The following is a 23,031-nucleotide window of genomic DNA, read 5'->3' as shown; positions in this document are numbered from 1 at the left end:
CCTGCGTTGGCGGGGCGTCGAACGTGCCTCTGGGGTTCGTCTCGCTCACGGAGAACTTGATGATGATCTTTATGGGCCTCTGGATGCCCGCGCGGGCGTTCGGATGGTTTTGAAGCGGATGTAACACTTGCATCCCGTTTCTAGTCCGAAGCGATGCTGCGGGTCGCGGCCGCGTCCAACGCGTCGAGAACCGAAGCCGGGGTCAGCACTTCTGACAGCGCGATGCCCGAAGGGGCACCGGGACCGAATACAATATTGAACGGGTTTCCATAGCGGTTGTGCCGCTCGAGAAACCGCGAGATGGTATCGTCTGGGCGGGTCCAGTCCGCTTGCATGGCAATCACCGTCCCATCCCGCAAGCGGTCCAGCACAGGACTCTTGTCAAGCACCAGGGATTTGTTGGCTTTGCATGTCAGGCACCAGTCAGCCGTGACATCCACGAACACGACACGTCCTTCGGAAACATGCCGGGCGATGTTCTGAACTTCGAGGGCTTGCCAATGTGATGGCGCATTTTCCGTCGCGTCCGGACGCTCGGGCGATGCGATCAGGCCGGCGCTCAGGACCGCACCCAGAAAGGAGATCGTCAGGAACACGCGGCGCAACATCGGCTTTGGCCACTGCACAGAGGCGCCCAAGACCAAGGCTGCAGTTGCTGCAAACACCCCCGCGGCCGCAAGCGCGCCTGCCACGCCGACCAGAACGAACAGGAGCCAGATCGCGGTCACCAACAAAAGACCGCCGAGACCGGCTCTGACAAAGAGCATCCAGCGACCCGGCCGGGGCAGCAGATGGACCCATTCGGGGCGTGCGGCGATCACCAAATAGGGGAGGGCCAATCCAAGGCCGAGGGCCGTGAAAATCACGGCCACATCCAGGGGTGCCCCTGCGAGGGCGAAGGTGATCGCTGTCCCGAGGAAGGGCGCGGAGCAGGGCGTTGCAAGGACAGCGGCGAGGAAACCCGTGCCGAAATCCGCAGCGTATCCAGGTCCTGTGCTGCCGGCTCCCAGGCGGTCCTGCACGGCCTGCGGCAAGGCTATTTCGAACGCACCGAACAGGTTTGCGGCGAAGATTGCGATCACGACAAACATGAGACTCACGAAAATGGGGTTCTGAAATTGCATGCCCCAGCCGATCGAGACTCCAACCCATTGGAGCGCCAGCAAGACCGCCGCGAGACCCCAAACGAATGTCAGAACACCGAAGGCGGACACCAGAAACCCTTTTCGGGTGATGTCCCGCGATTGGCCGGATGCTTTGAGCACGGAGGCGAGCTTGATCGACAGAACTGGCAAAACGCAGGGCATCACATTCAGGATCAACCCAACCAGAAAGGCAACGCCAGCCACGGCAATCAGCTTGAGAAATCCTGCATGCGCACCTGCATTGGCGTAGGGAGGGGCAGGAGCCTCCGCGGTGAGCAACACGGGGGACGTCACCGCGCGCGCCGTATCCGTGATCGTGATCAAAGGGGCTGGATGCTCCTCGGACCAGGCGTTGATCGGGATTTGTGCCCAGAGTGCCGTTCGGTCTTGGTTGAGGCGGATATCCGGCTTGCCGAAGGTGACGAGCGGGCCGAACTCCGGAAACACATCAACGTCCCGGAATGCGCGTGTGCTCCGTGCGGTCACAGTCAGCGCGGATGCTTGATCGTCAATGGCCGCACTGGATATCCGGATGTCGCTATCTTCAGGTCCCAGCGGAACGCGGTCGACAAACCTGGCGATAATATCGGCCGAGCCCGTGTCGATTCCAACGCCTTCGGGCAGCGCCAGTGACAAAGCAAAATCGTGGGGCACGCATACGTCTGAACAGGTGAGCAAGGAAACCCGAGCGCGCACGTCGAGAGCTTTACCCGCTGTCTCCAAGGTCGCGCGGAGCGGCAGGACAACCTCATTGGCATAGCCGAAATTCTCGATCCCGAAGGCCTCATAGCGCTCCGGAGCGGGCCAGAGGATGTCCACGGAGCGGAGATTCGAGGACCCGGCCCAGTCGAGGGCAGGAGCCAGCCCAACCTCTCCAGGCGTTCGCCAATATCCCTTCCATCCCTCCCCAAATTCCAGGGCCAATCCAAGCGAGACGGAGGCGGCGTCAGGGGCAATTCCATCCTCTGCCGAAATCAGCCGCGCTGTAACGGCGGGGTTTAAAAACACCTCTGATTCTGCGGCTGAGGCGGGCTGACCTAAAAAGCCACCGAACCAAATGACAGTCAGGAGCAGCATCCACCTGCCGATATGGAAGCGCTTTCGCATGCTCAGCGCAAAGAGGCGGGCAAATGGGTGAGCGCCATCCTGAGATCGGTTGTTGGCAAACCGCGGGCAATCCAACCTGGACCTCTCCGCGAGCCAAGCATGCCTTCCGAGACGTCGATGAAACCCGCAAATCCGGCCCGTGTGAGGGCGGCCAACAGCCGGGCGCTGCGGCCCCCGGTTGCGCAAATCAGAGCGACAGGCCTTGTGTCGGAGAGGTCCCGCGCAGCAAAGAGCCGCTCCTCGAAGCGGTCTTCATGCATGCTGATTGGCCAGGCCCCTTCCGCGAGGCCTGTGTCCTGCCACTCCGGGCGGGATCTAACATCGATCAAGGAGATGTCGCCATCTGCCAGTGCGGCAGCCGCCTCAGGCGCAGACCAGACCGTCCGGGTCGCAGCCGCAGACAGTCCCGGGGCGAGGGTCAAAGCCGATGACAAAAGCAGGAAACGCCGTCTATGCATCTTGCACCCAGAGTGCGCCGCCCACGGCAGATCGCGAGAAAGACCGCGCCGACACCGCATTATGCTGAACGACAGGCAATATCCCAACCCTCCTCGCGTTCGAGATCGATGATTTGTCGGATCATCTTATCGCTGATCTGGCCTTGGACGACGGTGCGGCCGATCACGAGCGCCGGTGTCCCGACAAAGGCAAACACACGGGCAAGGGCCGCGCTGTTTTCGAGTTCTCGCGCAATATCGGCGCTATTCATGTCGGCGATCAACTGTGCGCTGTCGACACCGAGATCATCCGACAAGCGGACGAGATACTCCTGCGATGCCTGAAACGGGGTCGTCATCAATCGCTCATGGAACGTGACATAAGCCCCTTGTCGTTTGGCCGCCAACGCGGCCTTGGCGGCCAGGTTGGAACTGTCCCCAAGCAGCGGAAGCTCGTGCCATGCAACGGCAACCTGGTCTGGCATGTCCTCTGTCATGCCCGCCAGGCGCTTGGTCTGCACCCGGCAGAAGGGACAATAGTAATCTGAGAAAGAGGCGAGCGGCACGATAGATGCCGTAGCGTCCAGTTCACCATAGAGTGCATCACACAGGTCTGCTGACACTCTCTTCAACGCCGCAGCTTTCTGCGCCGTCACGTCGGCACTCTCCGTGGTGCCCAAACCCACAAAGGGGTCAAACCCACCCGACGTTTCGCCCGCAACGTATTTTCTAAATCCAGCCGGTTGATCGAGAGGTTCGAGCTCCAGCGTTTCCGGCAACAAGGCAGGGACGTTCCTCAAAGCAACATAGCCAACGCCGATGGCGGCTATCGTGAGAAGGGTCGACCGCTTTTTTGCATCCATCTCGCTAAGGGACCAACTTCGTTGACTAAATAATCATGCGCTACTCCGACTACCGTGGGCCTTTTCCCGCCGTCAACTTTACATTCCGATACAAATCTTCTCGCGCGAAGTTCTTGCCGCACCCTGTGAACAAAGCTACGTCAGCGCCACGATGGTGTCAGGTGTCTCATATTTCCTGCGGTTCGCAACCGTGCTCAGCCTATGCATTGCGTTGGTTATGCCCGGAGTCATGGCTATGGCCGGCACAGCAGCTGCAGTTCATCATGATCACAGCGGCCACCAGGCAATGAGCATCGCGCACACCGCAAGTAACCAAATGGACGTGACCCATGTCCATTCGGCGATGCACGCATCGCAGCCCGAGATCCAAGTCTTGCACGGCAGCGACTGCCACACGGCTCTGTGCTGCCACATCGATGCGAAATATGACGGTGTCGATGCATCGACATACGGCCCGCAGCCGAGCGATGCTGTTGACGCCCTTCCACGCTGGTCGACATCTCTGACACTGAGCGCACCCGACCGTCCACCCCGCCTCTCCTAAAACGTCACCGCCTGCGTATGAGCGGGCATTGGATCGTTTTGCCTGACGCATGGAGCGTCAGCGACTGGAGGTTTCTATGCGCGGACGATATGCGGCGCTTTCTGTTCTGGCTCTGGCGGGGGGCCTGGCGGGAGGCGTCTATCTTGAGAGGATCTACCTGAACCCAGCAGAGCAAGCCGGCTCCGCAGGACCGGATATCCTCTATTGGGTCGCCCCCATGGATGCGAATTTCCGCAGGGACGGGCCTGGAAAGTCGCCCATGGGCATGGATCTGGTCCCCGTTTATGCGGGACAGGAACCCTCCGGGGACCCGCAAGAAGTTTCGCTGGACGCAGCGGAAATCAATGCCATCGGGGTACGCACTGCCATTGCGCGCATGACGGATGTGGCACCACGGATCGAAACGGTAGGGTTCGTCGGCTATGACGAGCACCTCACAAGCCACGTGCACACGCGTGTCGAGGGATGGATCGAACGGCTGGAAGTACGCGCGGTTGGTGACAGAGTGTCTGAACAGCAGGTGCTCTTTGAGCTGTTTTCACCCCTCATAGCCGCGGCAACGGGCGACCTTGTCCGTGCGGTCGAAGATGGGAATCCACGCATTCTGGAGGCCGCGCGCAGCAAACTCATCAGCCACGGAATGTCCGCCCGCCAGGTGGCGGACATCGAAGCTGGCGGGGAACTCGTTCGTAATATTCAGATCGAAGCCCCACAGGAAGGCGTCGTAATCGCTTTGAACGCCGCCGATGGCATGTATCTTCAACCGGGGACTCTCGCGTTTTCGGTGGCCGACCTCAGTCGGGTTTGGCTGATCGTCGACGTTTTCGAACGCGATATCGCAAGGCTTTCAGAGGACATGCGCGCCGTCGCGCGGTTCGAACACTTGCCGGGACGCATTTTCGAAGGCGAGATCGACTATATCTACCCCGAGCTCGATCCCCAGACCCGAACGCTGCCGGTCAGATTGCGCTTTGACAACTCGGACGGCGTGCTCCGCCCCGGCATGTTTGGCAGTGTCAGTCTAACCCCGAACGAGAGCAGAACGGTCCTGACAGTCCCGTCGGAAGCGCTGATCCGGACGGGTGCGGCGGAGCGGGTCATTCTTGCTACGGGTGAAGGCACATTCAGGCCAAGGCTCGTCACCACCGGCCTGCGCGACAACTTCGGCGAGGGTGGGCGGACCGAAATCCTTCAGGGCTTGGGACCCGGTGAAGAGGTGGTCGCCTCCGCTCAGTTCCTGATCGACAGCGAAAGCGCGCTCAGCGCAGGCTTCATGCGCATGGCACCGACAGACGTGGAGCCCGCCATGGGCAAAGGCGTCCTTGTCTCTCTTGATCGCGAAAATCGCATTGCGACCCTGCGCCATGACGCGCTGATCAGTCTGGATTGGCCTGCGATGACATCGGAGTTTCCGGTGCGTTCGGATGTTGCGCTTGATCGGCTAGAAGAGGGGGCGGAAGTCGCCTTCACCGCAGCTCGCGGCGCTGACGGTTTGCTCAGCTTGTTGGAATTGAGCCCTGACGACGGCGTGGCCGCGACCGGCACAGGCTTGGCCAAAGCGGTGACGCCAGACGGCAAACTGACCCTTGAACACGGGCCGATTGCGGCACTCGGTTGGCCTGCGATGACCATGGACTTACCTGTAGACGGCGTCGAACTTGGCGACGTACCGATTGATCAGCCCATCGAGTTTGACCTCGCCGCTGATGAAAGCGGTATGTTCTCCATCATTGCGGTGCGCGCCGAGGGGTCAGACCCGGCTGAAACCGCTGATCCGGAAATGGCGACGATGAAGTCCGCGCCCGCGATTGTTGTTGCGGGCACGATTGAAGCCATCAATGCCGACACGGGCATGGCCACGATCACACATGGGCCCATGAAAGAAATTGGCATGCCCGGCATGACCATGGATTTCGCCGTTGATGAGGCCCTTGATCTGGCCAGTCTCGCAACCGGAGCGGAAATGACGCTTACCTTTGCCCGGCCGGATGGCATGAATATGGTTTTGTCCGCGGCAGAGCCCGCGACACCGCCGATGCAAGTTGCAGGCAAAATCAACAGCGTAGATGCCACGGCGCGCACGGCGAATGTAACACACGGACCCATGCGGGAGATCGGCATGCCTGGCATGACGATGGACTTCGCGCTGGATGATGCACTTGATCCAACGCAGCTTCCGGTTGGGACAGATCTCACGCTATTGCTGCACCGCAATCCCGATTTCTCGATGACGATCGTTGATGTGGCCCTTGATGGGAGCGTCACACAGTGATCCCCGCCATCATCAAAGGCTCCATCGCCAATAGGTTCATCATCCTGGTCCTCGCGTTCATGATGGGAGCTGTCGGTATCTGGGCGATCCGGGAAACCCCGGTCGATGCCATCCCGGACCTGTCGGATGTTCAGGTCATCGTGCGCACGCCCTATCCCGGACAGGCACCCCAGGTCGTCGAGAACCAGATCACCTATCCGCTCGCCACCGCAATGCTGGCCGTGCCCGGCGCGCAGGACGTGCGTGGCTTTTCCTTTTTTGGCGACAGCTTTGTCTACATCGTTTTCGAAGACGGGACGGACCTGTATTGGGCGCGATCCCGGGTGCTGGAATATCTCGGCCAGATCACAGGCAGCCTGCCCGAAGGCGTCTCTCCTCAGCTTGGGCCAGACGCGACCGGTGTCGGATGGATCTACCAGTATGCGTTGATTGATCGAACCGGGAACCATGACCTGGCACAGCTCAGAACGCTGCAGGACTGGTTTCTGAAATATGAATTGCAGGCGGTGGATGGGGTCTCGGAAGTCGCTACCATCGGCGGCATGGTCAAGCAGTATCAGGTCGTTGTCGACCCGAACAAGCTGCGCGCCTACGACATCACGCTTGCTCAGCTGCGTAATGCCATTCAGGCCGCCAATCGCGAGACCGGCGGCAGTGTGATCGAAATGGGCGAAGCCGAGTTCATGGTGCGCTCGTCAGGCTATGTCGACGAGGTCTCAGACCTCGCGAGCGCACCCCTGATGATCAACGAGCGCGGCGCGGCGCTGACGCTGGGAGATGTGGCTGACATTCGGCTTGGCCCCGAAATGCGCCGCGGGGTAGGGGAGTTTGACGGGCTGGGCGATGCGGTCGGTGGCGTTGTCATACTTCGATGGGGCGGGAATGCGCTGGCGACCATCAAGGCGGTCGAGGCCCGCATCGACGAGTTGCGCGTGAACCTGCCGGACGGCGTCGAGATCGTGACGACCTATGATCGCTCCGGCGTCATTGAACGGGCGATAGAAAATCTCCAAAAGAAACTGACGCAAGAGTTCATTGTCGTCGTGTTGGTCTGTGCGGCGTTTCTCCTGCATTTGCGGTCCTCGCTCGTCATCCTGCTGTCCCTGCCCCTCGGCATCTTCGCCGCCTTCATCCTGATGAAAGCGCAGGGCGTGAATGCCAACATCATGTCGCTTGGCGGGATCGCTATTGCGATCGGCGCAATGGTCGATGCCTCAATCGTCATGATCGAGGCGATGCACAGGCGATTGGAGAAGGAAAAACTCACCGCCGAAAACCGATGGCGGATCGTGCAGGAATGCGCCTCCGAAGTTGGTCCCGCGCTGTTCTACTCCCTCGCGATCATCACGGTCAGTTTCCTTCCGGTCTTTGTGCTGGAGAACCAGGAGGGGCGGCTCTTCGCGCCGCTCGCCTATACAAAAACCTATGCCATGGCGGCCGCCGCGATCCTCTCCATCACACTGGTGCCGGTCCTCATGGGGTATTTTGTGCGCGGTCGAATCTTGCCCGAGCGCAAGAACCCTCTCAATCGGATCGTGGTCTTTGTCTACCGGCCATTCCTTGATGCCGCCATCGCATGGCCCTGGGCCACGACGATACTGGCGGGGGCTCTGGTCGCGTCAATGTGGTACCCCTACCAGCGTATTGGCTCGGAGTTCATGCCTGAGCTGAACGAAGGCGATTTCCTCTACATGCCAAGCTTCTACCCCGGAATTTCCACGGGCAAGGCGCGGGAGGTCTTGCAGCAGACCAATCGATTGATCGCGACCGTCCCGGAGGTCGAGACCGTGCACGGCAAGGTCGGGCGCGCGGAGACAGCCACGGATCCGGCTCCTCTGACGATGGTCGAGACCACGATCCAGCTAAAGCCCGAGGCCGAATGGCGTCCCGGCATGACGATGGAAAAGATACGGGACGAGCTTGACCGCATCGTCCAGGTCCCGGGCGTCACAAACGTCTGGATTCAGCCGATCAAGAACCGCATCGACATGCTTGCCACGGGCATCCGCACCCCGGTGGGCGTCAAGATTTCAGGCGCGGATCTCGAGGTCATCACTGAGATCGGCATCGAGGTGGAGCGCGCCGTCGGTGACATCGACGGGACCGCATCAGCCTATGCCGAACGACCGATCGGCGGAAGGTTCATCGAGATTGACGTCAATCGGGATGCCGCGGCCCGCTACATGATGAGCGTCCGAGACGTGCAGGATGTGGTGCAAACAGCCATCGGCGGCATGCAGGTGTCTGAATCCGTCGAAGGATTGGAGCGCTTCCCGATCAACCTGCGCTACCCCCAGGCATGGCGCAACAGTCCCGAGCGCCTCGAAAACCTGCCCGTTGTGACACCGTCAGGCGCGCAGGTGCCGCTCAGCGCTCTTGCCGACATCCGCATCGTAGACGGCCCTGGCATGATCCGCTCGGAGAATGCCCGACGCACAGGCTTTGTCTTCATCGACATCACGGGTCGCGACCTTGGGGGCTATGTCGCCGAGGCAAGGGAGAAGGTGGCAGAGGAGGTAAGTCTGCCATCCGGCTACTCCCTGACATGGTCGGGTCAGTACGAATACATTGAGCGCATGCAGGAAAGGCTGGCCATCGTTGCGCCAGCGACCCTTCTCATAATCACGCTGATGCTCTTTCTGGCGTTCAACCGGGTGATCGAAGTCGGTATCATTCTTGCAGCCCTTCCGGTCGCCCTGGCCGGCGGCGTTTGGTTCCTGTGGTATCTCAGTTTCGATATCTCAATTGCTGTCCTTGTGGGCTTCATCGCACTCGCGGGCGTCGCGGTGGAAACCGCCATTGTCATGCTGCTTTACCTCAACCTTGCTTGGGAAAAACGGCGCAGCCTTGCACAATCAGAAACGCGAAAACTGACAAAAGACGATATCGAAGAAGCAGTATTCGAAGGCGCTGTGTTGCGGGTGCGCCCGAAGGTGATGACCGTCGCCACGATCTTCGCAGCCCTTATTCCGATCATGTACGGCACTGGGACTGGCTCCGAGATCATGCAGCGGATCGCCGCTCCCATGATTGGGGGAATGGTCACTGCCACACTGCTCACACTCTTTGTGATCCCGTCCATCTTCGTGATCTGGAAGCGGCTCGCGCTCCGACGCGTGAACCGTGAAATCACGAACCCCGTTCCGCAGCCCAGTGATGCTGTGCCTGCTGAATAGCACCACCTTTATCCAATCATCAGGGAGATTCCGATGAAACAACTCACTTCAACACTTGCGATACTTGCCCTCTCCACATCCGTGGGCTTCGCGCAAATGAACCACAACATGGATCATTCGAACATGCCCATGTCCGACGAGCAAATGGAGGGCGCGGTTCACACAAAGGCCGTCGTGAACTCCATTGATGAGGGTACGGCCAATGTCAGCCATGATCCCATTCCCGAAATCGGCTGGCCCGCCATGACCATGGATTTGCCGGTCCTCGACAACGCCCAAATGATGGGTGACGTGGCCGCTGGAGACGAAGTCACGTTGATGTTGGTCCAGGGCGAAGACGGCATGTACGCCATTGGGGCCATCATGCCGAACTGATGGGTTTGCCGCGGTCTGCGGTCCTCGGGCTGACGATCGCGGTATCCCTGAACACAAATGGCGCGAGATGCTCCAATCAATATCGAAGGAGAACCCATGACGGCATCAGCAAAGCAAATTGGCGCAGTCGCTGCGGCCGGATCGGCAGTGTTGCTCTTGGCAGCTTTCGTGTTTCAGGCATTAGGCTATGCGCCCTGCGCGATGTGTCTGTGGCAACGATATCCTCATGGTGTTGCGATGGGTGTTGGTCTGCTCTTGCTCATCGGCCTGCCCGTCTTGCCGCTCTTGGTGGTCGGTGCTGCTTCAGCAGCGACAACCGCGGCCCTTGGCCTCTTTCACACCGGCGTCGAACGGGACTGGTGGGAAGGGCCGACCTCTTGCACAGGCTCCGGGCTCGATATGTCGAACCTCTCGGGTGCTGATCTTCTTCCGTCGGCGACCAGCGGACCATCAACTCTGGTGATGTGCGACGAAGTTGCGTGGGAGTTCCTGACCCTGTCGATGGCAAGTTGGAACGCGCTTTGGAGCGCCGCACTTGCGGGCCTTTGGCTGGTCGCCTTTGCGCAACAAATGCGCAACCCCCGCTCGAAAAGTCCCTATCCGGCGACCTAGCCTTGCAGATGCGCGATGAGTTCCGCGACAAGTGTCAATGATACCACTGCCAGCAGGAGAGTGAGCAGAGCGAGTACTGCCACGCCGGATTTCTGTGGAAAGAGACCGACAAGTGGGCGCAGGCTCGGCGACTGTTTGATCGCTGACACATACAAAGGCAACGCGCTCACCATCGTGGCATAGAGATAGACACCCGAGATGTTTTCATAGAATGCGGAGCGCGCAAGCGTCGGTGCGACCACGCTCAACGCGGTCGCGCGGCTGCCGCCGAACGAACCGAACCAATCTGCAGAGAAAACGTAGATCAGGGCGTGGAGGCCGAGGAAGAGAACAACCCTGATCGCTAGATCCAACAGCAGGAAAACGGCAGAATCTCGATGCCTACCAGCGGGCCGTTGCGTGAGAGCATAAAGAAAGAAGCTCACGTAATTCACAACAAAGACAACCGGCAACCCGTTGGTAACAACCTGCCGCAAAAATCGTCCGAGTGCGGGGCCGCCCGCGGCCAGTGCCGATGCGAAACTGGGAGCAAGCAACACATAGAGCACCAGAACCGGGGCCAAGGCAGCGAGGCTGAACAACAAGACGTTCCTCAGGAAAAGAACGCCGGGCATTTCGATGGAGAAGTATCTTTCCATGGGACCACATTTGGCATGCGGACCAGAGCCGGTCGACAGGAATTCCGATCTGTCTCAATCAACGCGAATGCTGTTTGGGCCCACTTCACTAGAATACCCATTCAACAAGGTCCGCAGCCGAACGCAGGTGCGACTCACTGCGCAGGCGTTAATGGCTGCTTTAAGTCTTTCACGCCGATAGAAGGTTGCGCCAAGACGCACCGGCTAACCCGTATAGTTTCGGCACGTATCAACTCCATTCGCGTTCGAGGCAAGTAGCCGACCCGCGTCACGGATTAGGTCCGCAATCCGCCCGTCCGCCAAGCGATACCGGACGAACCGACCCTCGCTACGGCGAGTGACCAGCCCGCAGTCGAGCAGGCAGCGCAGATGGTTCGAGGCATTGGGCTGACCCAGACCCGTATGCCCGACGATTTCCTGCACGCTGCGTTCGTCCGACACCAGCGCATCTAGGATCGCCAGACGACTGGGATCGCCGAGGCCCCGGAAGAGCTTTGCCCGCAGTTCCAGGGTATCGGGTGCCGGAAGATCGTCTTGAACGTCTTGCGTCGTCATATCATTATCCACTGATACGTAAGCGGCGTACTTTATCGCCCGCCACCATAAAGAGGATCGCACATGAGCCAGCCCGATAACAGCACGTTGGCAACAGCCTCCTCCCCGATCCGAATGCGGGTACAGGGCATGGACTGCGCAAAGGACGCCGCCGAGATCGAGCGCGCAGCCCGGTCTGCGGGCGTGGCCGAAGGCGACGTGAAAGTGTCCGCCGCGACCCACATCATGACATTGCGGATCGCGGAGGGCGACCTGCCCAAAGTGCGGCCCGCGCTCGACGCGACCGGCTACGGTTTCGAGAAGATCGAGGACGGCGATACATCGTCCGATCCGGCCTACAAGGACCCGAGCTATCGCCGCGCGCTCTGGATCGTGGTTGCGCTCAATCTCGGATACGGCGTGGTCGAGATGTTCGGCGGGTTCCTGTCCGGTTCGCAGGCGCTCAAGGCAGACGCGCTCGATTTTCTGGGCGATGGTGCAATCACGTTTCTGGGCCTGCTCGCCATCGGCTGGAGCCTGACATGGCGGGCGCGGTCGGCGATGATCCAGGGTGTGTTTCTGGGCCTTCTGGGCCTTGGCGTTGTCGGCAGCACGCTCTGGCGTGTCCTCAACCAGACCACGCCAGAAACCGGGTTAATGGGAGCCTTCGCGGTAGGTGCGCTGATCGTAAACATCCTCGCGGTGCTGCCGCTGCTAAAGCACCGCAAGGGTGATGCCAATATGCGAGCCGTCTGGCTGTTCTCCCGCAACGACGCTATCGGCAACCTCGCCGTGGTCATCGCCGCCGGGCTGGTCGCGTGGCTTGGCAGTGCATGGCCCGACCTGATCGTCGCGTTCGCGATCGCGGGGCTTTTCCTGCATTCGTCTTGGATGATCATCCGCGATGCCCGGAGTGACTTGGTGGAACCTCGCTAACTCTGTCAAGAAGTTGGTGCGCATACCGAAAGTGGAGAATTTCCATTCCGAAGCAAATCCGTAAGATTGTGCTCATCCCGGATCTTTATCGTGGAGGGGTTGGACGGTCGTTCTGCGTCAAATCACAGTCACTAATTCTGCCATAATTAACATAAACTTCTTTATGCGACTTTATACTTAGCCCGCATTTCCCAAGTAACTTGACGTTTTCGCGCCTCCAACGGCCACTAATGTGTTATATTTCAGTATGTTAATTTGGCTGAAGGTGGTGGATTATGGATCACCCAGAGGGTGCACGCGAAACGGGTGATGGGCGGCTCAGTTTTGACCGCCGGGTCCGGCTGGAGTTTCATGGTTCCAAGATCAGCTCGGACGGTGGATTACTGTTGTTCAGGGAATTGGATGAAGTGCTCGGCCTGCACGACATTGCGGGCGGATTTCTGAGAGACACGCGAACTGGCCACAATCGCCTGCACTCACTGGTCGGCTTGTTGCGCCAGTCGGTCTTTGGGCGGCTGGCCGGATATGATGATGTTAATGACGCGGACCGTTTATCGCTTGATCCGGTGATGCGGCAGGTCGTTGGAGGGCGTGCCGTTGAGGCCAAGGCCGCGTCTGCGAGCCAGATGGGACGGTTCGAGACCGAGGTGTTGGCGGCAACCGACAATCGCACTGTGCTGGCGGATTTATCAGGACACTGGATCGACCGGGTTCACAATCGCAAACCGCCCAAGTGGATCACGCTCGACATGGACAGTTCAGTCAGTCCCACCCACGGCGCGCAAGAAGGCACCGCTTGGAACGGGCATTTCGGCTGCATGTGCTATCACCCGCTGTTCGTCTTCAACCAGTTTGGCCATTTGGAACGCTGCGCCCTGCGCCCCGGCAATGTTCACAGCGCAGATGGATGGGAAGAGGTTCTGAAGCCCGTCATCGCGCGATATGCGGATCGTCACCTGATGCGGTTCTTCCGGGGGGATGCTGCGTTCGCCATCCCGGAGCTATACAAAACTCTGGAACTGGAAAACTATTTCTACGCCATCCGCCTTCGGGCCAATCGCGTTCTTCAGGGCAAGATTGCGCATCTGCTCAAGCGCCCTGTGGGTCGTCCGCCAAAAGGCGTGAAGCGCATCTACGGCGACTTCCAATATCAGGCGGCATCTTGGGACAAACCTCGTCGTGTCATCGCCAAGGTGGAATGGCATCCCAGCGAGTTGTTCCCGCGCGTGGGCTTCGTGGTCACCAACATGCCGATGGAACCCGACTGGATCATCCGCTTCTACAACCAACGCGGCACCGCCGAGCAATACATCAAGGAAGGCAAGCAGGCGATCAACTGGACCCGTTTGTCCTGCAAAGGCATGGCGCAGAACGAGGTGCGGCTGCAACTCCATGCACTGGCTTACAATATCGGTGCCTTCCTACAGGGCACTGATCTACCTGATGAGATAGCCGACTGGTCACTGACAAGCCTGCAGACGCGATTGATCAAGATTGGTGCGAGGGTTGTGCGTCACGCCCGTGCAATCACCTTCCAACTGGCCGAGGTGGCTGTCAGCGGCGATCTGTTCAACCGCATCCTTGCGGCCATACATCGGCTGCGCGCACCGCCGGTTCCCTAATGACAACATCGTTAATCATAAAACCTGAACAAAAGCGGCTCAACCGGTCTATCCATACGGGGGTCGGTCAGACCAATATCCGGATCAACCTCGCCCCCGAGACCGGAAATCGTGCTCAGTTCGCGCGTCAGATGCCCGAACAACGGCACCATGGGTGCAAGAGGCTTGATAGGAGCGCAGAACAGCGGCAAGGTGGGCGGGAGGACGTTCTACTTGGGGAATGTCAGTTTAAGGGGATGAGGGACGCTGTCCCTCAAACTCCCTGGGATATTTATGAGCCAGAGAAGATGGGATGTAGTATGCGTATTGATGCGGACAGGTTTCTAGGGGATTTGCATAGCTTGCGGGGCTTCGGCGCTGCGGGCGTCGGAAAGGGCGTTGTGCGCCCGGCCTATTCTGACGCTGATCTTGCGGCGCGCCGTTGGCTTGCGGAGCAGATGCAAGACGCGGGTTTGCGCGTTGAAGTGGATGCGATGGGCAACCTGTTCGGCTTGGCCGACGGGCCGTCATTGCTGTTGGGGTCGCATTCGGACAGCCAGCCCGAGGGCGGTTGGCTGGATGGCGCTTTGGGGGTCATTGCAGCACTTGAGGTTGCGCGGGCAGCGCAAGAGGCGGGCGGGCCTGCGGTGTCGGTCGTGTCTTTTCAAGACGAAGAGGGGCGGTTTGGCGTGACAACGGGCAGTGCCGTTTGGTCCGGGCAATTGTCGCAAGCGGATGCTGATCTGTTGGTGGACCACGCAGGCGTCAGTTTGGGCGACGCCCGGCATGCGGTTGCGGAAATGGTGACGGGTCCGGTGTCGCCAAGCCAGTTTACTGGCTTTGTCGAGCTGCACATCGAGCAAGGCCCTACGTTGGACAGCAGTGGCGAAAAAATTGGCGTTGTCACTGATATCGTTGGCATTCGCGATATGAAAGTCACCTTTGAGGGTCAGCAAAACCACGCAGGCACAACGCCGATGCATCTGCGACGCGACGCGTTTCAGGCGGTGTCGGCTTTTAATGCGCTGCTGAATGACCGGCTGCGCAATGTGGTGACGCCGCAGACGGTCTGGACCATCGGGCATCTGTCGCTGCATCCGAATGCGTCTTCGATTGTACCCGGGCGGGCGGTGTTTTCAATGCAGTGGCGCGATGCGGACGCGGATCGGTTGGCTCGAATGGAGGAGATCATTCGCACCTCAGCCTCGGAGATTGCACAGGCGCAGGGGGTGGCCCTGAGCTATGGGCCTTTGCTGGGGCTTGAGCCGGTTTCGATGGATCAGCGGTTGCGTGCTGCCCTTGAGGCGGGGGCCGAAACCGTGGCACTAGGCAAGTGGCGCAAAATGCCGTCGGGCGCGCTGCATGATGCGACAAACGTGTCCCGGCTGATGCCTGTGGCGATGTTGTTCGTGCCGTCGATTGGCGGGCTAAGCCACACCTTCGAGGAAGACACGGACGAAGATGATCTGGTCGCGGGCGTGCAGGTGCTGGCGCAGGCGGTCGCACAGTTGGGATCAAAAACGTAGATACCCGCGCCGTTCAGCCCGGTTGCGGTGCCTGTCCGCGACACGCGATGCATCGCGCAGGTTGGCAAAGCTTTGCACGACGGCCTTGGGGCGGCCACCAGCGACGCCCCACTCGCGCAGCACGGATACTTCGCTGAACAGGTTCATCGCGATTTCGACGCGGTAAAACAACCGCCCTTGCGCGCGTCCCGTACGGTAGAGGAGGCATTCAATCATGCGATGAATCTAGCTTTAAACATTCCTGTTTTAGCCGATGATTCTGGCCCAGAAGCTGCGCTTAGGTGTTTCGACTGTTTTCTTGCGTTGGTCGGTTAACACAGCCAAAGCCTGCCTATGATCCGCGCTCTGACGCTCAGCCTGCTCCCTCAATGCCTCAATTTGATCGTTGAGCTGGGAACGTTCGCGTTCGCGCTCCACGTCCATCCGCTCAATCTGCTCACGAAGCATCTTAACTTCGACCTCCAAGCCGCTATTTTCAGTGGTTTTTTGGTGGTTTTCAAAGGGGGTATGTACCGGTTTTTTGGATTCGTAAGATCCGGTTTTTGGAAACACCCTAAAAAGCTCTGATGGATCAATCTCCCAATGACCCTTTTCGTTCTTACTTGCACTCATTCGCCCACTATTTAAGGCTTCTAGCAAAGTTGCCTTAGCAACTCCTGCTTCCTTTGCAGCCTTATTCAAAGATAGTTTTACCATGGTTTTACCCTGATCTGAACAGGAGGTAGGTTTCCAACCTGCTACTGGTTTCGAACCAGTTTAGACGAAAACCAGTCAAGCAGGGAAGTCTAGAGTTCTCATGCGCGGTTTTCCTGTCGAAGGCCCACCTATCAGATCTTCGAGGATCGTAGCGCTACAAGATAAGCCAGAACGTCAAAGGAACGTTGCTTTGCCTGACGTTAACCCTGACGGGTATCACCTCCCAGAAGACAGCGAGGAAGGTGTTTTGTGGACGCCTTGATGGCTTGGCCAAGTGGTTCTTGCCACGTAGCTCTTCTGGGGTTTCCAAACTTAGCGTTGCGATAGTATATTATTGTATGTATGCTGAACTCCTATCACGGAGGCTCCACAGCATGCGCCATTTACTCAAGAAGCTCCTCCCCTCGGTCGCAGTCGCTTTGACCGTGACAAGTTCTTCGCTGCCAATACCCGCCCGCGCGCAGACATACCCGATCGATTGCGCGATCCTCTTGTGCCTGTCTGGCGGCTGGCCTGCTTCCGTCCCTTGCGCCCGAGCCCGCGCCGAATTTATCCGGCGGATTACACCTTGGCCGGTCGAACCACCGCTGCAAATCTGGCGCTGTCCCATGGGCGCCTCCTACGAGAACGATCGGTTACAAAACAACGCTGGCCGCATCTTTGAAGCCTTGTACCGAACCGACAGCCGTCGACCGCTTCAATCCTTGCCAGTAGATAATCTCGTTCCCACCGACCTCGCCCTGCGGCTCGTTCAGGACCGCGCGGACATCGATATCAGCGGGCCAGAGTTCAATTTCGTGCGGTCCATCCGCGTCTTCGATGTACGGTATGCACGACAGCACGAGTCCGGGCGCGATGGGGATTGTAACCGAAGCGCGACCGTGGTCCTCGGCACCTACGGGACCCAAGGCGATTTCTCATGGCAGCGATCTTCGATAACTGCCCTGCCCGAGGCCCATGTGGGACTTGAACGTTGGGGCGAGCATTGCCCTGGCATTTATCACCGATCCGTCTTCGTCGATTGGCGTGACTATGACGGCAACTACGGGTTCGAGCAGGTGAACTACTGACCTGCCGCTACGTAGATTTGTCATGGAAGACGGCGCCTTTGGCTTGCACGACCGCACCGCATACGCTTCGCGGTCCACATGCTGTTTGGCGTTTAGGCAAACACCGCGGGTTCGCTCTGTTCACCCGTCGTCGCTTCTTCCGATCCTCGTCAGCGCATCGAAGTCGATTTCTTGCTTCTGTTCGTCACTTATATCCGGCCGGGTTTCCGATACCGGCTGGGGCCCTTGGACGTCCCACATCACCGCATGTGAGCCTGTCCTCCAGCGATAAACCCAACCAACAACACTGCACCCATCGGTCCCGATCAGATTGGCGATCGCGACGCCCTCACCCTTATCTTCGTTCACTGTTTACTGGCTTCCTGCACTGCGGCGCTGCGAATTGCGGCGTGGGGTTGCAGAGCGTTCACTACGACCGCGCGCCGGGCTTCTTTGATGTTGGCTAACTGGTCCTCGATGAGGAAATGATCATCAGACCGGGAAAGTGGGTTCCCGTGTTCTCAACAATTCATTGGCTTCAAATCCTGTGGTCGGGCTCCGTGGCGGCTTCAACGATCGCCAGAACCTCGAACGGGTCAAAGCCGATGGCGCGCGCCAAGACGACCAGCTCGACAACGTCGACCCGGCGCTGGCCGCTCTCAAGGCGGGCAATAAGGGACTGGTGGCATCTGAGCCTGTCTGCCAGGTCTTTCTGACCAAGGCCCGCTTTGACACGGGCGTCGACCAACGCCTGACAGAGTGCCACTTGTCCCTTGCTTCTGATTGTCTTTGCCACGCGTCACATACCTTTTGTGACGTCGCTAGCGGATGAAATCTGTTATCTAAAAAGTAGATATATGAGGGTGTTATCGGCGTCTGGTTTCCATGGGCTGCAAGTCTGATGCTCCCGAGGTTGCCCATCAATCCCCTACCAATTGCAGGAACCGGCCATATTCCTCGCTGACTTCGCGCGCTTCCTCGAAGGCGCGGGCCCGTTCACCGTCGAGGCAACGGAAGTAGCTCTGGATATCCTGAATGTAATCTTCGAAGTCGCCGCGGATGATATCCGCATAGTCCCGCGCGGCCTGCGAATCGCTTGGCAGGAAAGGACGGGATGGCGCAAAGCAGGATTCCGCCAAAACCGGCCCAGGAACGCAGATCAGAAGGGCCATAGCTTGCAATGGGAGCAGGCATGTCAACCTTGGGTTTCTCAAACCTGTTATCTCCTTGATCGCGGACACTGGCCGTGACTAGTGTTTGCGTAACCAAACTACAGCCAAAGCACGATATTACATCTTGCGGTTGATAATATACTATCGTAACTCTGGGCTTCAAGTAGGAATGCCTGGGGTCGCGCCATTGGAGAAAGCGTGAGCCGGGCCATGAACTGGGACATCGAAGCACCAAATGTGGTTACGGAAGCCAGGTTCCGCGAGCTCGTGGAAAGCGGCTATAGTGCAGAAATCCTGTGCCAGGAGTCGGCACATAAGAAAGGCCCCAGCTATTACGGGGTCTGGATCATGCGCGTTGTCTCTGACGAGGGCGTGGAAAAGCTCCTCGTCACCGCCCGTACGCGGACGACCTACAACGATATTAAGATCCGCGAGTTCAAGACGATCTCCGGCGTGGTGTCATTCTTCATTGGCCTTGGCTTTGCGCATGTCGATCTGCCGCTTGAGGCGGGGACAAGCCGTACGCACAAACTCGCCCCGCCAGACAACGCCCCGTCAGACAAGGGCACTGACACCTAGCCTCGTCTGTCTCTGGCTGGTCGCCGCACCTGCCTCCGCACAGATGGTCCTGGTCATGGAGAGCGACGGCTCTCTAACCCCGTCCCGCTCCCAAAGCAGCTTTGCCCGAAACTACAATGACGGCATCGGTCAGGGTTCGGCCTCCGATGGGATCGCGATCTTCGGCGAGGTAGAGGCCGAGCAAGAGGGCGTCCAAGTCGCGGCTCTTGCCCGCCCGACTCCCCTGCCCCGCGCCGATGTCCTCTCGACCATTGAAGCCACCGCCCTGCGCTATGCTGGCCATCCCGGCCTGCGTCGCGCGGGGCTTTCCGTGACGGATTGGCTGGCTCTCTATCGGGCCAATATCGAGGTTGAGAGCGCCTACCGGCAGGATGCGATTTCAAGTGCAGGTGCCATTGGCCTTGGCCAGCTGATGCCCGCCACTGCCCGTGATCTGGGCGTTGACCCACGCGACCCGCTGCAGAACCTCGACGGGGCCGCCCGCTACCTCGCGATGATGTTGGACACGTTCGGCGATCCACGCCTTGCCCTGGCAGCCTACAACGCCGGACCCGATGCGGTCCGCCAGTACGGCGGCATTCCCCCCTACCGAGAAACCCAGAACCACGTGGCCCGCGTCATGGCCGTCGTGGCCCGATTGGAAGGATCAAATTCATGAAACAGATTTCAAACCTCTTTGTCGCCTCGCTGGCGCTATTCCTGCTCATTGCCGAACCGGCCCTTGCTCAAAGCATCGATCTCTCCCCGATCCAGAGCCTGTTGCAGGGTATCGTCGATGCGCTGACAGGTCCGCTCGGTGTTGTGATCGCGACGCTCGCGGTCCTCGGCGTTTTCTTGAGCTGGTTCTTCAACATCATCGACCTGCGCCAGGCGCTCTGGGTTCTCGTGGGCATCGCTGGTGTCGCCGCCGCCCCCACCATCGTTGCGGCGGTCTTTGCCGGTGGCTGAGCGCTCGCCTCTCTTTCTCGGCCTCGTGCGCCCGCCCAAGCTCCTGGGCCTGCCCATCATGTATGCGATGGTCTGGCTCTTCGGCTCCGTGCTTCTCTTCGTCTGGGTCCAGCATATCGCGGTGCTGGCTGTCGCGGCCCTGCTCTACCCGGTGCTTTGGAAGGCCGCAGACTGGGATCCGCGCTTCATCGACGTGATGATGACGGCGCTGCAGGAAACCCCGCCCACGCGGAACCGCAGCATTCACGGCGGGGACAGCTATGCCCCGTGATGCTGCGCTCGATCCCCGCACGATGACACCGGAGTGGTATTCACGCGAGACCCGCCTCGCGCACATGCTGCCCTATGTGAGCTTAGTTGATGACCAGACCGTGCGGACGCGGGTCAACGAGCTTTTCCAGTGCATCCGGCTCGACGGGGTCAATAGCTACACGACCGATGACGCCTATCTCGACAAGGTGACCGCGCTCTTTGCTCGGATCATTGCGCAATTGGGGCCGGAGTTCAGCTATTACGTCCATAAGGTCTCGAAGGCGATCACGCTGGACCTCGAGCCGCTGCGCGAGGACAGTTTCGCGGGAGAAGTCGACCGTCTCTGGCGCGAGAAACTCGAGACCAGCGGGTTGCGCGACAAGACGTTGACGCTCACCGTCATACACCGCCCGCCTCCAAAAAGCGTCCTGCCATTCCTGAACCGCAGCGCGCCGGATCGCCTCAAGGAAGCGACCGAAAAGCGCCTTCGCCGATTAGCCGAGGCCGTGAACGTGTTCCTGTCTGGCCTGACGGAGCTGAACCCACGTGTGCTTTCGGCCAAGTCCGGCGAGTTGATCGGCTTTCTGGGGGCCCTCAACACTGGCCAGGAACTGCCGCTCTATCCGGCGAACACCTATGGCTTCCTGTCCTGCAACGTCGCCAACACGCGAGTGACGTTTCAAGGCGATCACTTCGAGCTCTCCGAAGGCGTCGTGGGACACCGCTACGGCAAGAGTTTCACCATCGGGGAATACTCGGAAGGCACCTCCTGCACCATGTTCGACATGCTGAACCTGCCGGTCGACATGATCGTCACCCATTCCTTCACGCCGATCAATTCGAACCTCATGGCGGGCCGCATCAAGCGGCAAAAGCGTCAGATGCAGGCCAGCCAAGATGCGGCGCTCTCGCTGATGGAAGCACTCGACATCGCCGCAGATGATCTCGAGGCCAAGCGCCAGAGCTTTGGCGAGCACCACATGGTCGTGACGATCTTCTGCGATACGATCGATGAGCTGCAGACGCTCAGCGCCGAAATTGTCAACGCCGCCGCCGCCGAAGGCGTGAAGATGATCGGCGAGCGCGTCGCGGCTAAAGCGCATTACCTCAGCCAGCATCCTGGCAACCAGCCCAAGCGCGTGCGCGCCAGTGCCATCACCAATCGCAACTTCGCGGATTTCGCGGCCTTCCACCGGACCCAACTCGGCAAACCCGCCACAAAAACCCCTTGGGGCCGCGTCATCACCTATCTGCCCACGCCCGAGCAGAGCGCCTATCGGTTTTCCTATCACGAGCAAGGCTCGCCCGACAAAGAACCCACCAGCGGGCATACGCTGATCATGGGACGACCCGGGTCAGGCAAATCGGTCCTCTCGGCCTTCCTCATGACGCAAGCCCGTCGAGCAGGGTCGCGGATCTTCGTCTTCGATTACCGCCTCGGTATGGAGATGGCGGTCCGCGCCAATGGCGGGCGTTACGCATCGCTCAAAGCCGGCCAACCCACGGGCCTTAACCCGCTCTGGACCGAGACCGATGCGCGCGGCACCGCCTGGCTCTCGGACTGTCTCGCCACCCTGCTCTATCGTACCGACAAGCCGCTGACGCCCGCGCAAACAAATCGCATTCAGGAGGTCGTGCGCCAGAATGCGCAGGCCACGAACCCTGCCTTGCGGAACTGGCGCGACTTCGCATCTCTTTTTGTGTCCACCGATGATGGCGGCGATCTGCACCAGCGCCTGCTCGAGTGGACCGAAGAAGGCCGCTACGGCTGGATTTTCGGACAGACGCTGGAAGACACCTTCTCGCTGAAGGGCGATGTGGTGGGCTTCGATCTGACCGGCATTCTCGACAGCGAGGCCGAGAAGGAACGCATGGCCGTCCTCTCCTATCTCTTCCGCCGGGTTGAGCGCGAGATTGAGGATCGGCGCCCCACCATCATCGTGATCGACGAGGCCTGGAAGGCGCTCGATAACGCGTATTTCGCCGAGCGGCTGTCGAACTGGCTCGTGACCGCCCGCAAGCAGAACACCGTTGCGGTAATGATGACGCAATACGCCAGCCAGCTCGAGCGCACCCGAACCGGCAAGACCATTGTCGAGGCGGTGCCCACACAAATCCTGCTTCCGAACATCCGCGCCCATGCCGCCGACTACGCGATGCTGAACCTCTATGAGAAGGAACTCGATGTGCTTCTCAACACCGGCAGCGACAGCCGCCTTGCTCTCATCCGCGACGACCAGGGATCCATCGTCGTCGATGCCGATCTGAGCGCCCTCGGGCCCAATCTCACCATCCTCGGCGGCATGGAAAAAGGCGAGGCGCTGGTCGGCGCCGATTACCGCGACCGCCCAGACTTTTGGAGGCTTTCATGATTCGTACTCTGTTTCTTCTCACCGCGCTCGGCGCTTTGGCCTCCTGCGCCCAGTACCAGGAACCGCAGGCGAACTGCTTCACATTCCTCGCGTCCACGGCACCTGTCGCGCCTGATTGCACCTTTACGCCTCTAGATGCGCCGGAGGGCGACATTGAAGTCTAAACTGCCCCATATCCTCGTGCTTTGTCTGCTGCC

At 59.6% G+C, this 23,031-nt stretch carries 23 protein-coding genes and 1 pseudogene; 15 read left to right on the top strand and 9 right to left on the bottom strand.

Annotation, left to right across the window (positions count from 1 at the left end; genetic code table 11):
- Positions 1-113 (top strand): annotated as a pseudogene (locus TM5383_RS17055) (glutaredoxin); the annotation flags it as partial.
- 27 nt (positions 114-140) lie between these two features.
- Here the strand turns inward: TM5383_RS17055 and TM5383_RS16460 are convergent.
- The 3 genes from TM5383_RS16460 to TM5383_RS16450 are packed head-to-tail and all read right to left on the bottom strand — an operon-like array spanning position 141 to position 3,552.
- Positions 141-2,222, bottom strand: coding sequence for a protein-disulfide reductase DsbD family protein (locus TM5383_RS16460; RefSeq protein WP_231725203.1), 2,082 nt, complete (start codon positions 2,220-2,222; stop codon positions 141-143).
- A 32-nt stretch (positions 2,223-2,254) separates the two neighbouring features.
- Positions 2,255-2,710, bottom strand: coding sequence for a rhodanese-like domain-containing protein (locus TM5383_RS16455; RefSeq protein WP_058320106.1), 456 nt, complete (start codon positions 2,708-2,710; stop codon positions 2,255-2,257).
- Positions 2,711-2,769: 59 nt separating this feature from the next.
- A complete protein-coding gene (locus TM5383_RS16450) occupies positions 2,770-3,552 on the bottom strand; it encodes a DsbA family protein (protein ID WP_058320105.1) in 783 nt (260 codons plus the stop codon).
- Between the two features lie 593 nt (positions 3,553-4,145).
- On the opposite strand from TM5383_RS16450, the gene TM5383_RS16445 reads away from it, so the two are divergent.
- From TM5383_RS16445 to TM5383_RS16430, 4 genes are all read left to right on the top strand, one after another.
- Positions 4,146-6,368, top strand: a complete 2,223-nt coding sequence (locus tag TM5383_RS16445) for an efflux RND transporter periplasmic adaptor subunit (RefSeq protein WP_231725202.1) — start codon at positions 4,146-4,148, stop codon at positions 6,366-6,368.
- Complete coding sequence (locus TM5383_RS16440; RefSeq protein WP_058320103.1) at positions 6,365-9,544, top strand: efflux RND transporter permease subunit; 3,180 nt, start codon at positions 6,365-6,367, stop codon at positions 9,542-9,544. Before TM5383_RS16445 ends, TM5383_RS16440 begins: the two co-directional genes overlap by 4 nt.
- A gap of 108 nt (positions 9,545-9,652) precedes the next feature.
- Positions 9,653-9,919: a copper-binding protein gene (locus tag TM5383_RS16435; protein WP_231725201.1), complete on the top strand. Its 267-nt coding sequence runs from the start codon at positions 9,653-9,655 to the stop codon at positions 9,917-9,919.
- Positions 9,920-10,015: 96 nt separating this feature from the next.
- Positions 10,016-10,531, top strand: coding sequence for a disulfide bond formation protein B (locus tag TM5383_RS16430; protein WP_058320101.1), 516 nt, complete (start codon positions 10,016-10,018; stop codon positions 10,529-10,531).
- On the opposite strand, the gene TM5383_RS16425 is transcribed toward TM5383_RS16430, so the two are convergent.
- Positions 10,528-11,169 (bottom strand): hypothetical protein, encoded by a 642-nt coding sequence (locus TM5383_RS16425; RefSeq protein ID WP_058320100.1) that lies wholly within the window; start codon positions 11,167-11,169, stop codon positions 10,528-10,530. The two genes, TM5383_RS16430 and TM5383_RS16425, sit on opposite strands and share 4 nt — an antisense overlap.
- Before the next feature lie 204 nt (positions 11,170-11,373).
- Complete coding sequence (locus TM5383_RS16420) at positions 11,374-11,724, bottom strand: ArsR/SmtB family transcription factor (protein ID WP_058320099.1); 351 nt, start codon at positions 11,722-11,724, stop codon at positions 11,374-11,376.
- Between the two features lie 63 nt (positions 11,725-11,787).
- Between TM5383_RS16420 and TM5383_RS16415 the strand changes: the two genes are divergently transcribed.
- From TM5383_RS16415 to TM5383_RS16405, 3 genes are all read left to right on the top strand, one after another.
- Entirely contained in the window at positions 11,788-12,639 is an 852-nt protein-coding gene (locus TM5383_RS16415) for a cation diffusion facilitator family transporter (RefSeq protein WP_058320098.1), read from the top strand.
- Positions 12,640-12,914: 275 nt separating this feature from the next.
- Positions 12,915-14,261 (top strand): IS1380 family transposase, encoded by a 1,347-nt coding sequence (locus TM5383_RS16410; RefSeq protein WP_040176196.1) that lies wholly within the window; start codon positions 12,915-12,917, stop codon positions 14,259-14,261.
- 299 nt (positions 14,262-14,560) lie between these two features.
- Positions 14,561-15,766, top strand: a complete 1,206-nt coding sequence (locus TM5383_RS16405; RefSeq protein ID WP_040175975.1) for a Zn-dependent hydrolase — start codon at positions 14,561-14,563, stop codon at positions 15,764-15,766.
- Here the strand turns inward: TM5383_RS16405 and TM5383_RS16400 are convergent.
- Both TM5383_RS16400 and TM5383_RS16395 read right to left on the bottom strand, forming a co-directional pair.
- Positions 15,755-15,982 (bottom strand): WGR domain-containing protein, encoded by a 228-nt coding sequence (locus TM5383_RS16400; protein ID WP_048600048.1) that lies wholly within the window; start codon positions 15,980-15,982, stop codon positions 15,755-15,757. The genes TM5383_RS16405 and TM5383_RS16400 overlap by 12 nt on opposite strands.
- A 30-nt stretch (positions 15,983-16,012) precedes the next feature.
- Complete coding sequence (locus tag TM5383_RS16395) at positions 16,013-16,462, bottom strand: hypothetical protein (protein WP_058320097.1); 450 nt, start codon at positions 16,460-16,462, stop codon at positions 16,013-16,015.
- Between the two features lie 374 nt (positions 16,463-16,836).
- Here TM5383_RS16395 and TM5383_RS16385 point away from each other — a divergent pair, with 374 nt between their 5' ends.
- The gene (locus tag TM5383_RS16385; protein WP_231725200.1) at positions 16,837-17,532 is read left to right on the top strand and encodes a hypothetical protein; all 696 of its coding nucleotides are present in this window, start codon (positions 16,837-16,839) and stop codon (positions 17,530-17,532) included.
- A gap of 517 nt (positions 17,533-18,049) precedes the next feature.
- Here TM5383_RS16385 and TM5383_RS16375 read toward each other — a convergent pair.
- The gene (locus TM5383_RS16375; RefSeq protein ID WP_017470289.1) at positions 18,050-18,307 is read right to left on the bottom strand and encodes a helix-turn-helix domain-containing protein; all 258 of its coding nucleotides are present in this window, start codon (positions 18,305-18,307) and stop codon (positions 18,050-18,052) included.
- Positions 18,308-18,431: 124 nt separating this feature from the next.
- Positions 18,432-18,683, bottom strand: coding sequence for a hypothetical protein (locus tag TM5383_RS16370; protein ID WP_008327366.1), 252 nt, complete (start codon positions 18,681-18,683; stop codon positions 18,432-18,434).
- A 210-nt stretch (positions 18,684-18,893) separates the two neighbouring features.
- On the opposite strand from TM5383_RS16370, the gene TM5383_RS16365 reads away from it, so the two are divergent.
- From TM5383_RS16365 to TM5383_RS16925, 6 genes are read left to right on the top strand one after another with little or no spacing between them, the layout of a single operon-like run.
- Entirely contained in the window at positions 18,894-19,262 is a 369-nt protein-coding gene (locus TM5383_RS16365; protein WP_058320094.1) for a hypothetical protein, read from the top strand.
- A 43-nt stretch (positions 19,263-19,305) separates the two neighbouring features.
- Entirely contained in the window at positions 19,306-19,920 is a 615-nt protein-coding gene (locus tag TM5383_RS16360; RefSeq protein ID WP_058320093.1) for a lytic transglycosylase domain-containing protein, read from the top strand.
- The gene (locus TM5383_RS16355; RefSeq protein ID WP_009503803.1) at positions 19,917-20,210 is read left to right on the top strand and encodes a TrbC/VirB2 family protein; all 294 of its coding nucleotides are present in this window, start codon (positions 19,917-19,919) and stop codon (positions 20,208-20,210) included. Before TM5383_RS16360 ends, TM5383_RS16355 begins: the two co-directional genes overlap by 4 nt.
- Complete coding sequence (locus TM5383_RS16350; protein WP_009808059.1) at positions 20,203-20,481, top strand: VirB3 family type IV secretion system protein; 279 nt, start codon at positions 20,203-20,205, stop codon at positions 20,479-20,481. Before TM5383_RS16355 ends, TM5383_RS16350 begins: the two co-directional genes overlap by 8 nt.
- A complete protein-coding gene (locus TM5383_RS16345) occupies positions 20,471-22,834 on the top strand; it encodes a VirB4 family type IV secretion/conjugal transfer ATPase (protein WP_058320092.1) in 2,364 nt (787 codons plus the stop codon). Before TM5383_RS16350 ends, TM5383_RS16345 begins: the two co-directional genes overlap by 11 nt.
- Positions 22,831-22,998, top strand: coding sequence for a hypothetical protein (locus TM5383_RS16925; protein WP_162841715.1), 168 nt, complete (start codon positions 22,831-22,833; stop codon positions 22,996-22,998). The genes TM5383_RS16345 and TM5383_RS16925 overlap by 4 nt, the downstream gene beginning before the upstream one ends.
- Positions 22,999-23,031: the final 33 nt, after the last annotated feature.

It is taken from the genome of Thalassovita mediterranea, assembly GCF_001458435.1.
Lineage (GTDB): Bacteria > Pseudomonadota > Alphaproteobacteria > Rhodobacterales > Rhodobacteraceae > Thalassobius > Thalassobius mediterraneus.
This window is presented reverse-complemented; position numbering and strand designations above follow the sequence as displayed.

Excerpts from the sequence above, each read along its gene's own strand:
- TM5383_RS16420 (WP_058320099.1), bottom strand. The coding sequence starts at position 11,724 with ATGACGACGCAAGACGTTCAAGACGATCTTCCGGCACCCGATACCCTG.
- TM5383_RS16395 (WP_058320097.1), bottom strand. The coding sequence starts at position 16,462 with ATGGTAAAACTATCTTTGAATAAGGCTGCAAAGGAAGCAGGAGTTGCT.
- TM5383_RS16370 (WP_008327366.1), bottom strand. The coding sequence starts at position 18,683 with ATGGCCCTTCTGATCTGCGTTCCTGGGCCGGTTTTGGCGGAATCCTGC.
- TM5383_RS16925 (WP_162841715.1), top strand. The coding sequence starts at position 22,831 with ATGATTCGTACTCTGTTTCTTCTCACCGCGCTCGGCGCTTTGGCCTCC.
- TM5383_RS16360 (WP_058320093.1), top strand. The coding sequence starts at position 19,306 with ATGGTCCTGGTCATGGAGAGCGACGGCTCTCTAACCCCGTCCCGCTCC.
- TM5383_RS16405 (WP_040175975.1), top strand. The coding sequence starts at position 14,561 with ATGCGTATTGATGCGGACAGGTTTCTAGGGGATTTGCATAGCTTGCGG.
- TM5383_RS16450 (WP_058320105.1), bottom strand. The coding sequence starts at position 3,552 with ATGGATGCAAAAAAGCGGTCGACCCTTCTCACGATAGCCGCCATCGGC.
- TM5383_RS16455 (WP_058320106.1), bottom strand. The coding sequence starts at position 2,710 with ATGCATAGACGGCGTTTCCTGCTTTTGTCATCGGCTTTGACCCTCGCC.
- TM5383_RS16430 (WP_058320101.1), top strand. The coding sequence starts at position 10,016 with ATGACGGCATCAGCAAAGCAAATTGGCGCAGTCGCTGCGGCCGGATCG.
- TM5383_RS16435 (WP_231725201.1), top strand. The coding sequence starts at position 9,653 with ATGGATCATTCGAACATGCCCATGTCCGACGAGCAAATGGAGGGCGCG.
- TM5383_RS16385 (WP_231725200.1), top strand. The coding sequence starts at position 16,837 with ATGCGCCATTTACTCAAGAAGCTCCTCCCCTCGGTCGCAGTCGCTTTG.
- TM5383_RS16345 (WP_058320092.1), top strand. The coding sequence starts at position 20,471 with ATGCCCCGTGATGCTGCGCTCGATCCCCGCACGATGACACCGGAGTGG.
- TM5383_RS16425 (WP_058320100.1), bottom strand. The coding sequence starts at position 11,169 with ATGGAAAGATACTTCTCCATCGAAATGCCCGGCGTTCTTTTCCTGAGG.
- TM5383_RS16445 (WP_231725202.1), top strand. The coding sequence starts at position 4,146 with ATGGAGCGTCAGCGACTGGAGGTTTCTATGCGCGGACGATATGCGGCG.
- TM5383_RS16365 (WP_058320094.1), top strand. The coding sequence starts at position 18,894 with ATGAACTGGGACATCGAAGCACCAAATGTGGTTACGGAAGCCAGGTTC.
- TM5383_RS16410 (WP_040176196.1), top strand. The coding sequence starts at position 12,915 with ATGGATCACCCAGAGGGTGCACGCGAAACGGGTGATGGGCGGCTCAGT.
- TM5383_RS16460 (WP_231725203.1), bottom strand. The coding sequence starts at position 2,222 with ATGCTGCTCCTGACTGTCATTTGGTTCGGTGGCTTTTTAGGTCAGCCC.
- TM5383_RS16355 (WP_009503803.1), top strand. The coding sequence starts at position 19,917 with ATGAAACAGATTTCAAACCTCTTTGTCGCCTCGCTGGCGCTATTCCTG.
- TM5383_RS16400 (WP_048600048.1), bottom strand. The coding sequence starts at position 15,982 with ATGATTGAATGCCTCCTCTACCGTACGGGACGCGCGCAAGGGCGGTTG.
- TM5383_RS16415 (WP_058320098.1), top strand. The coding sequence starts at position 11,788 with ATGAGCCAGCCCGATAACAGCACGTTGGCAACAGCCTCCTCCCCGATC.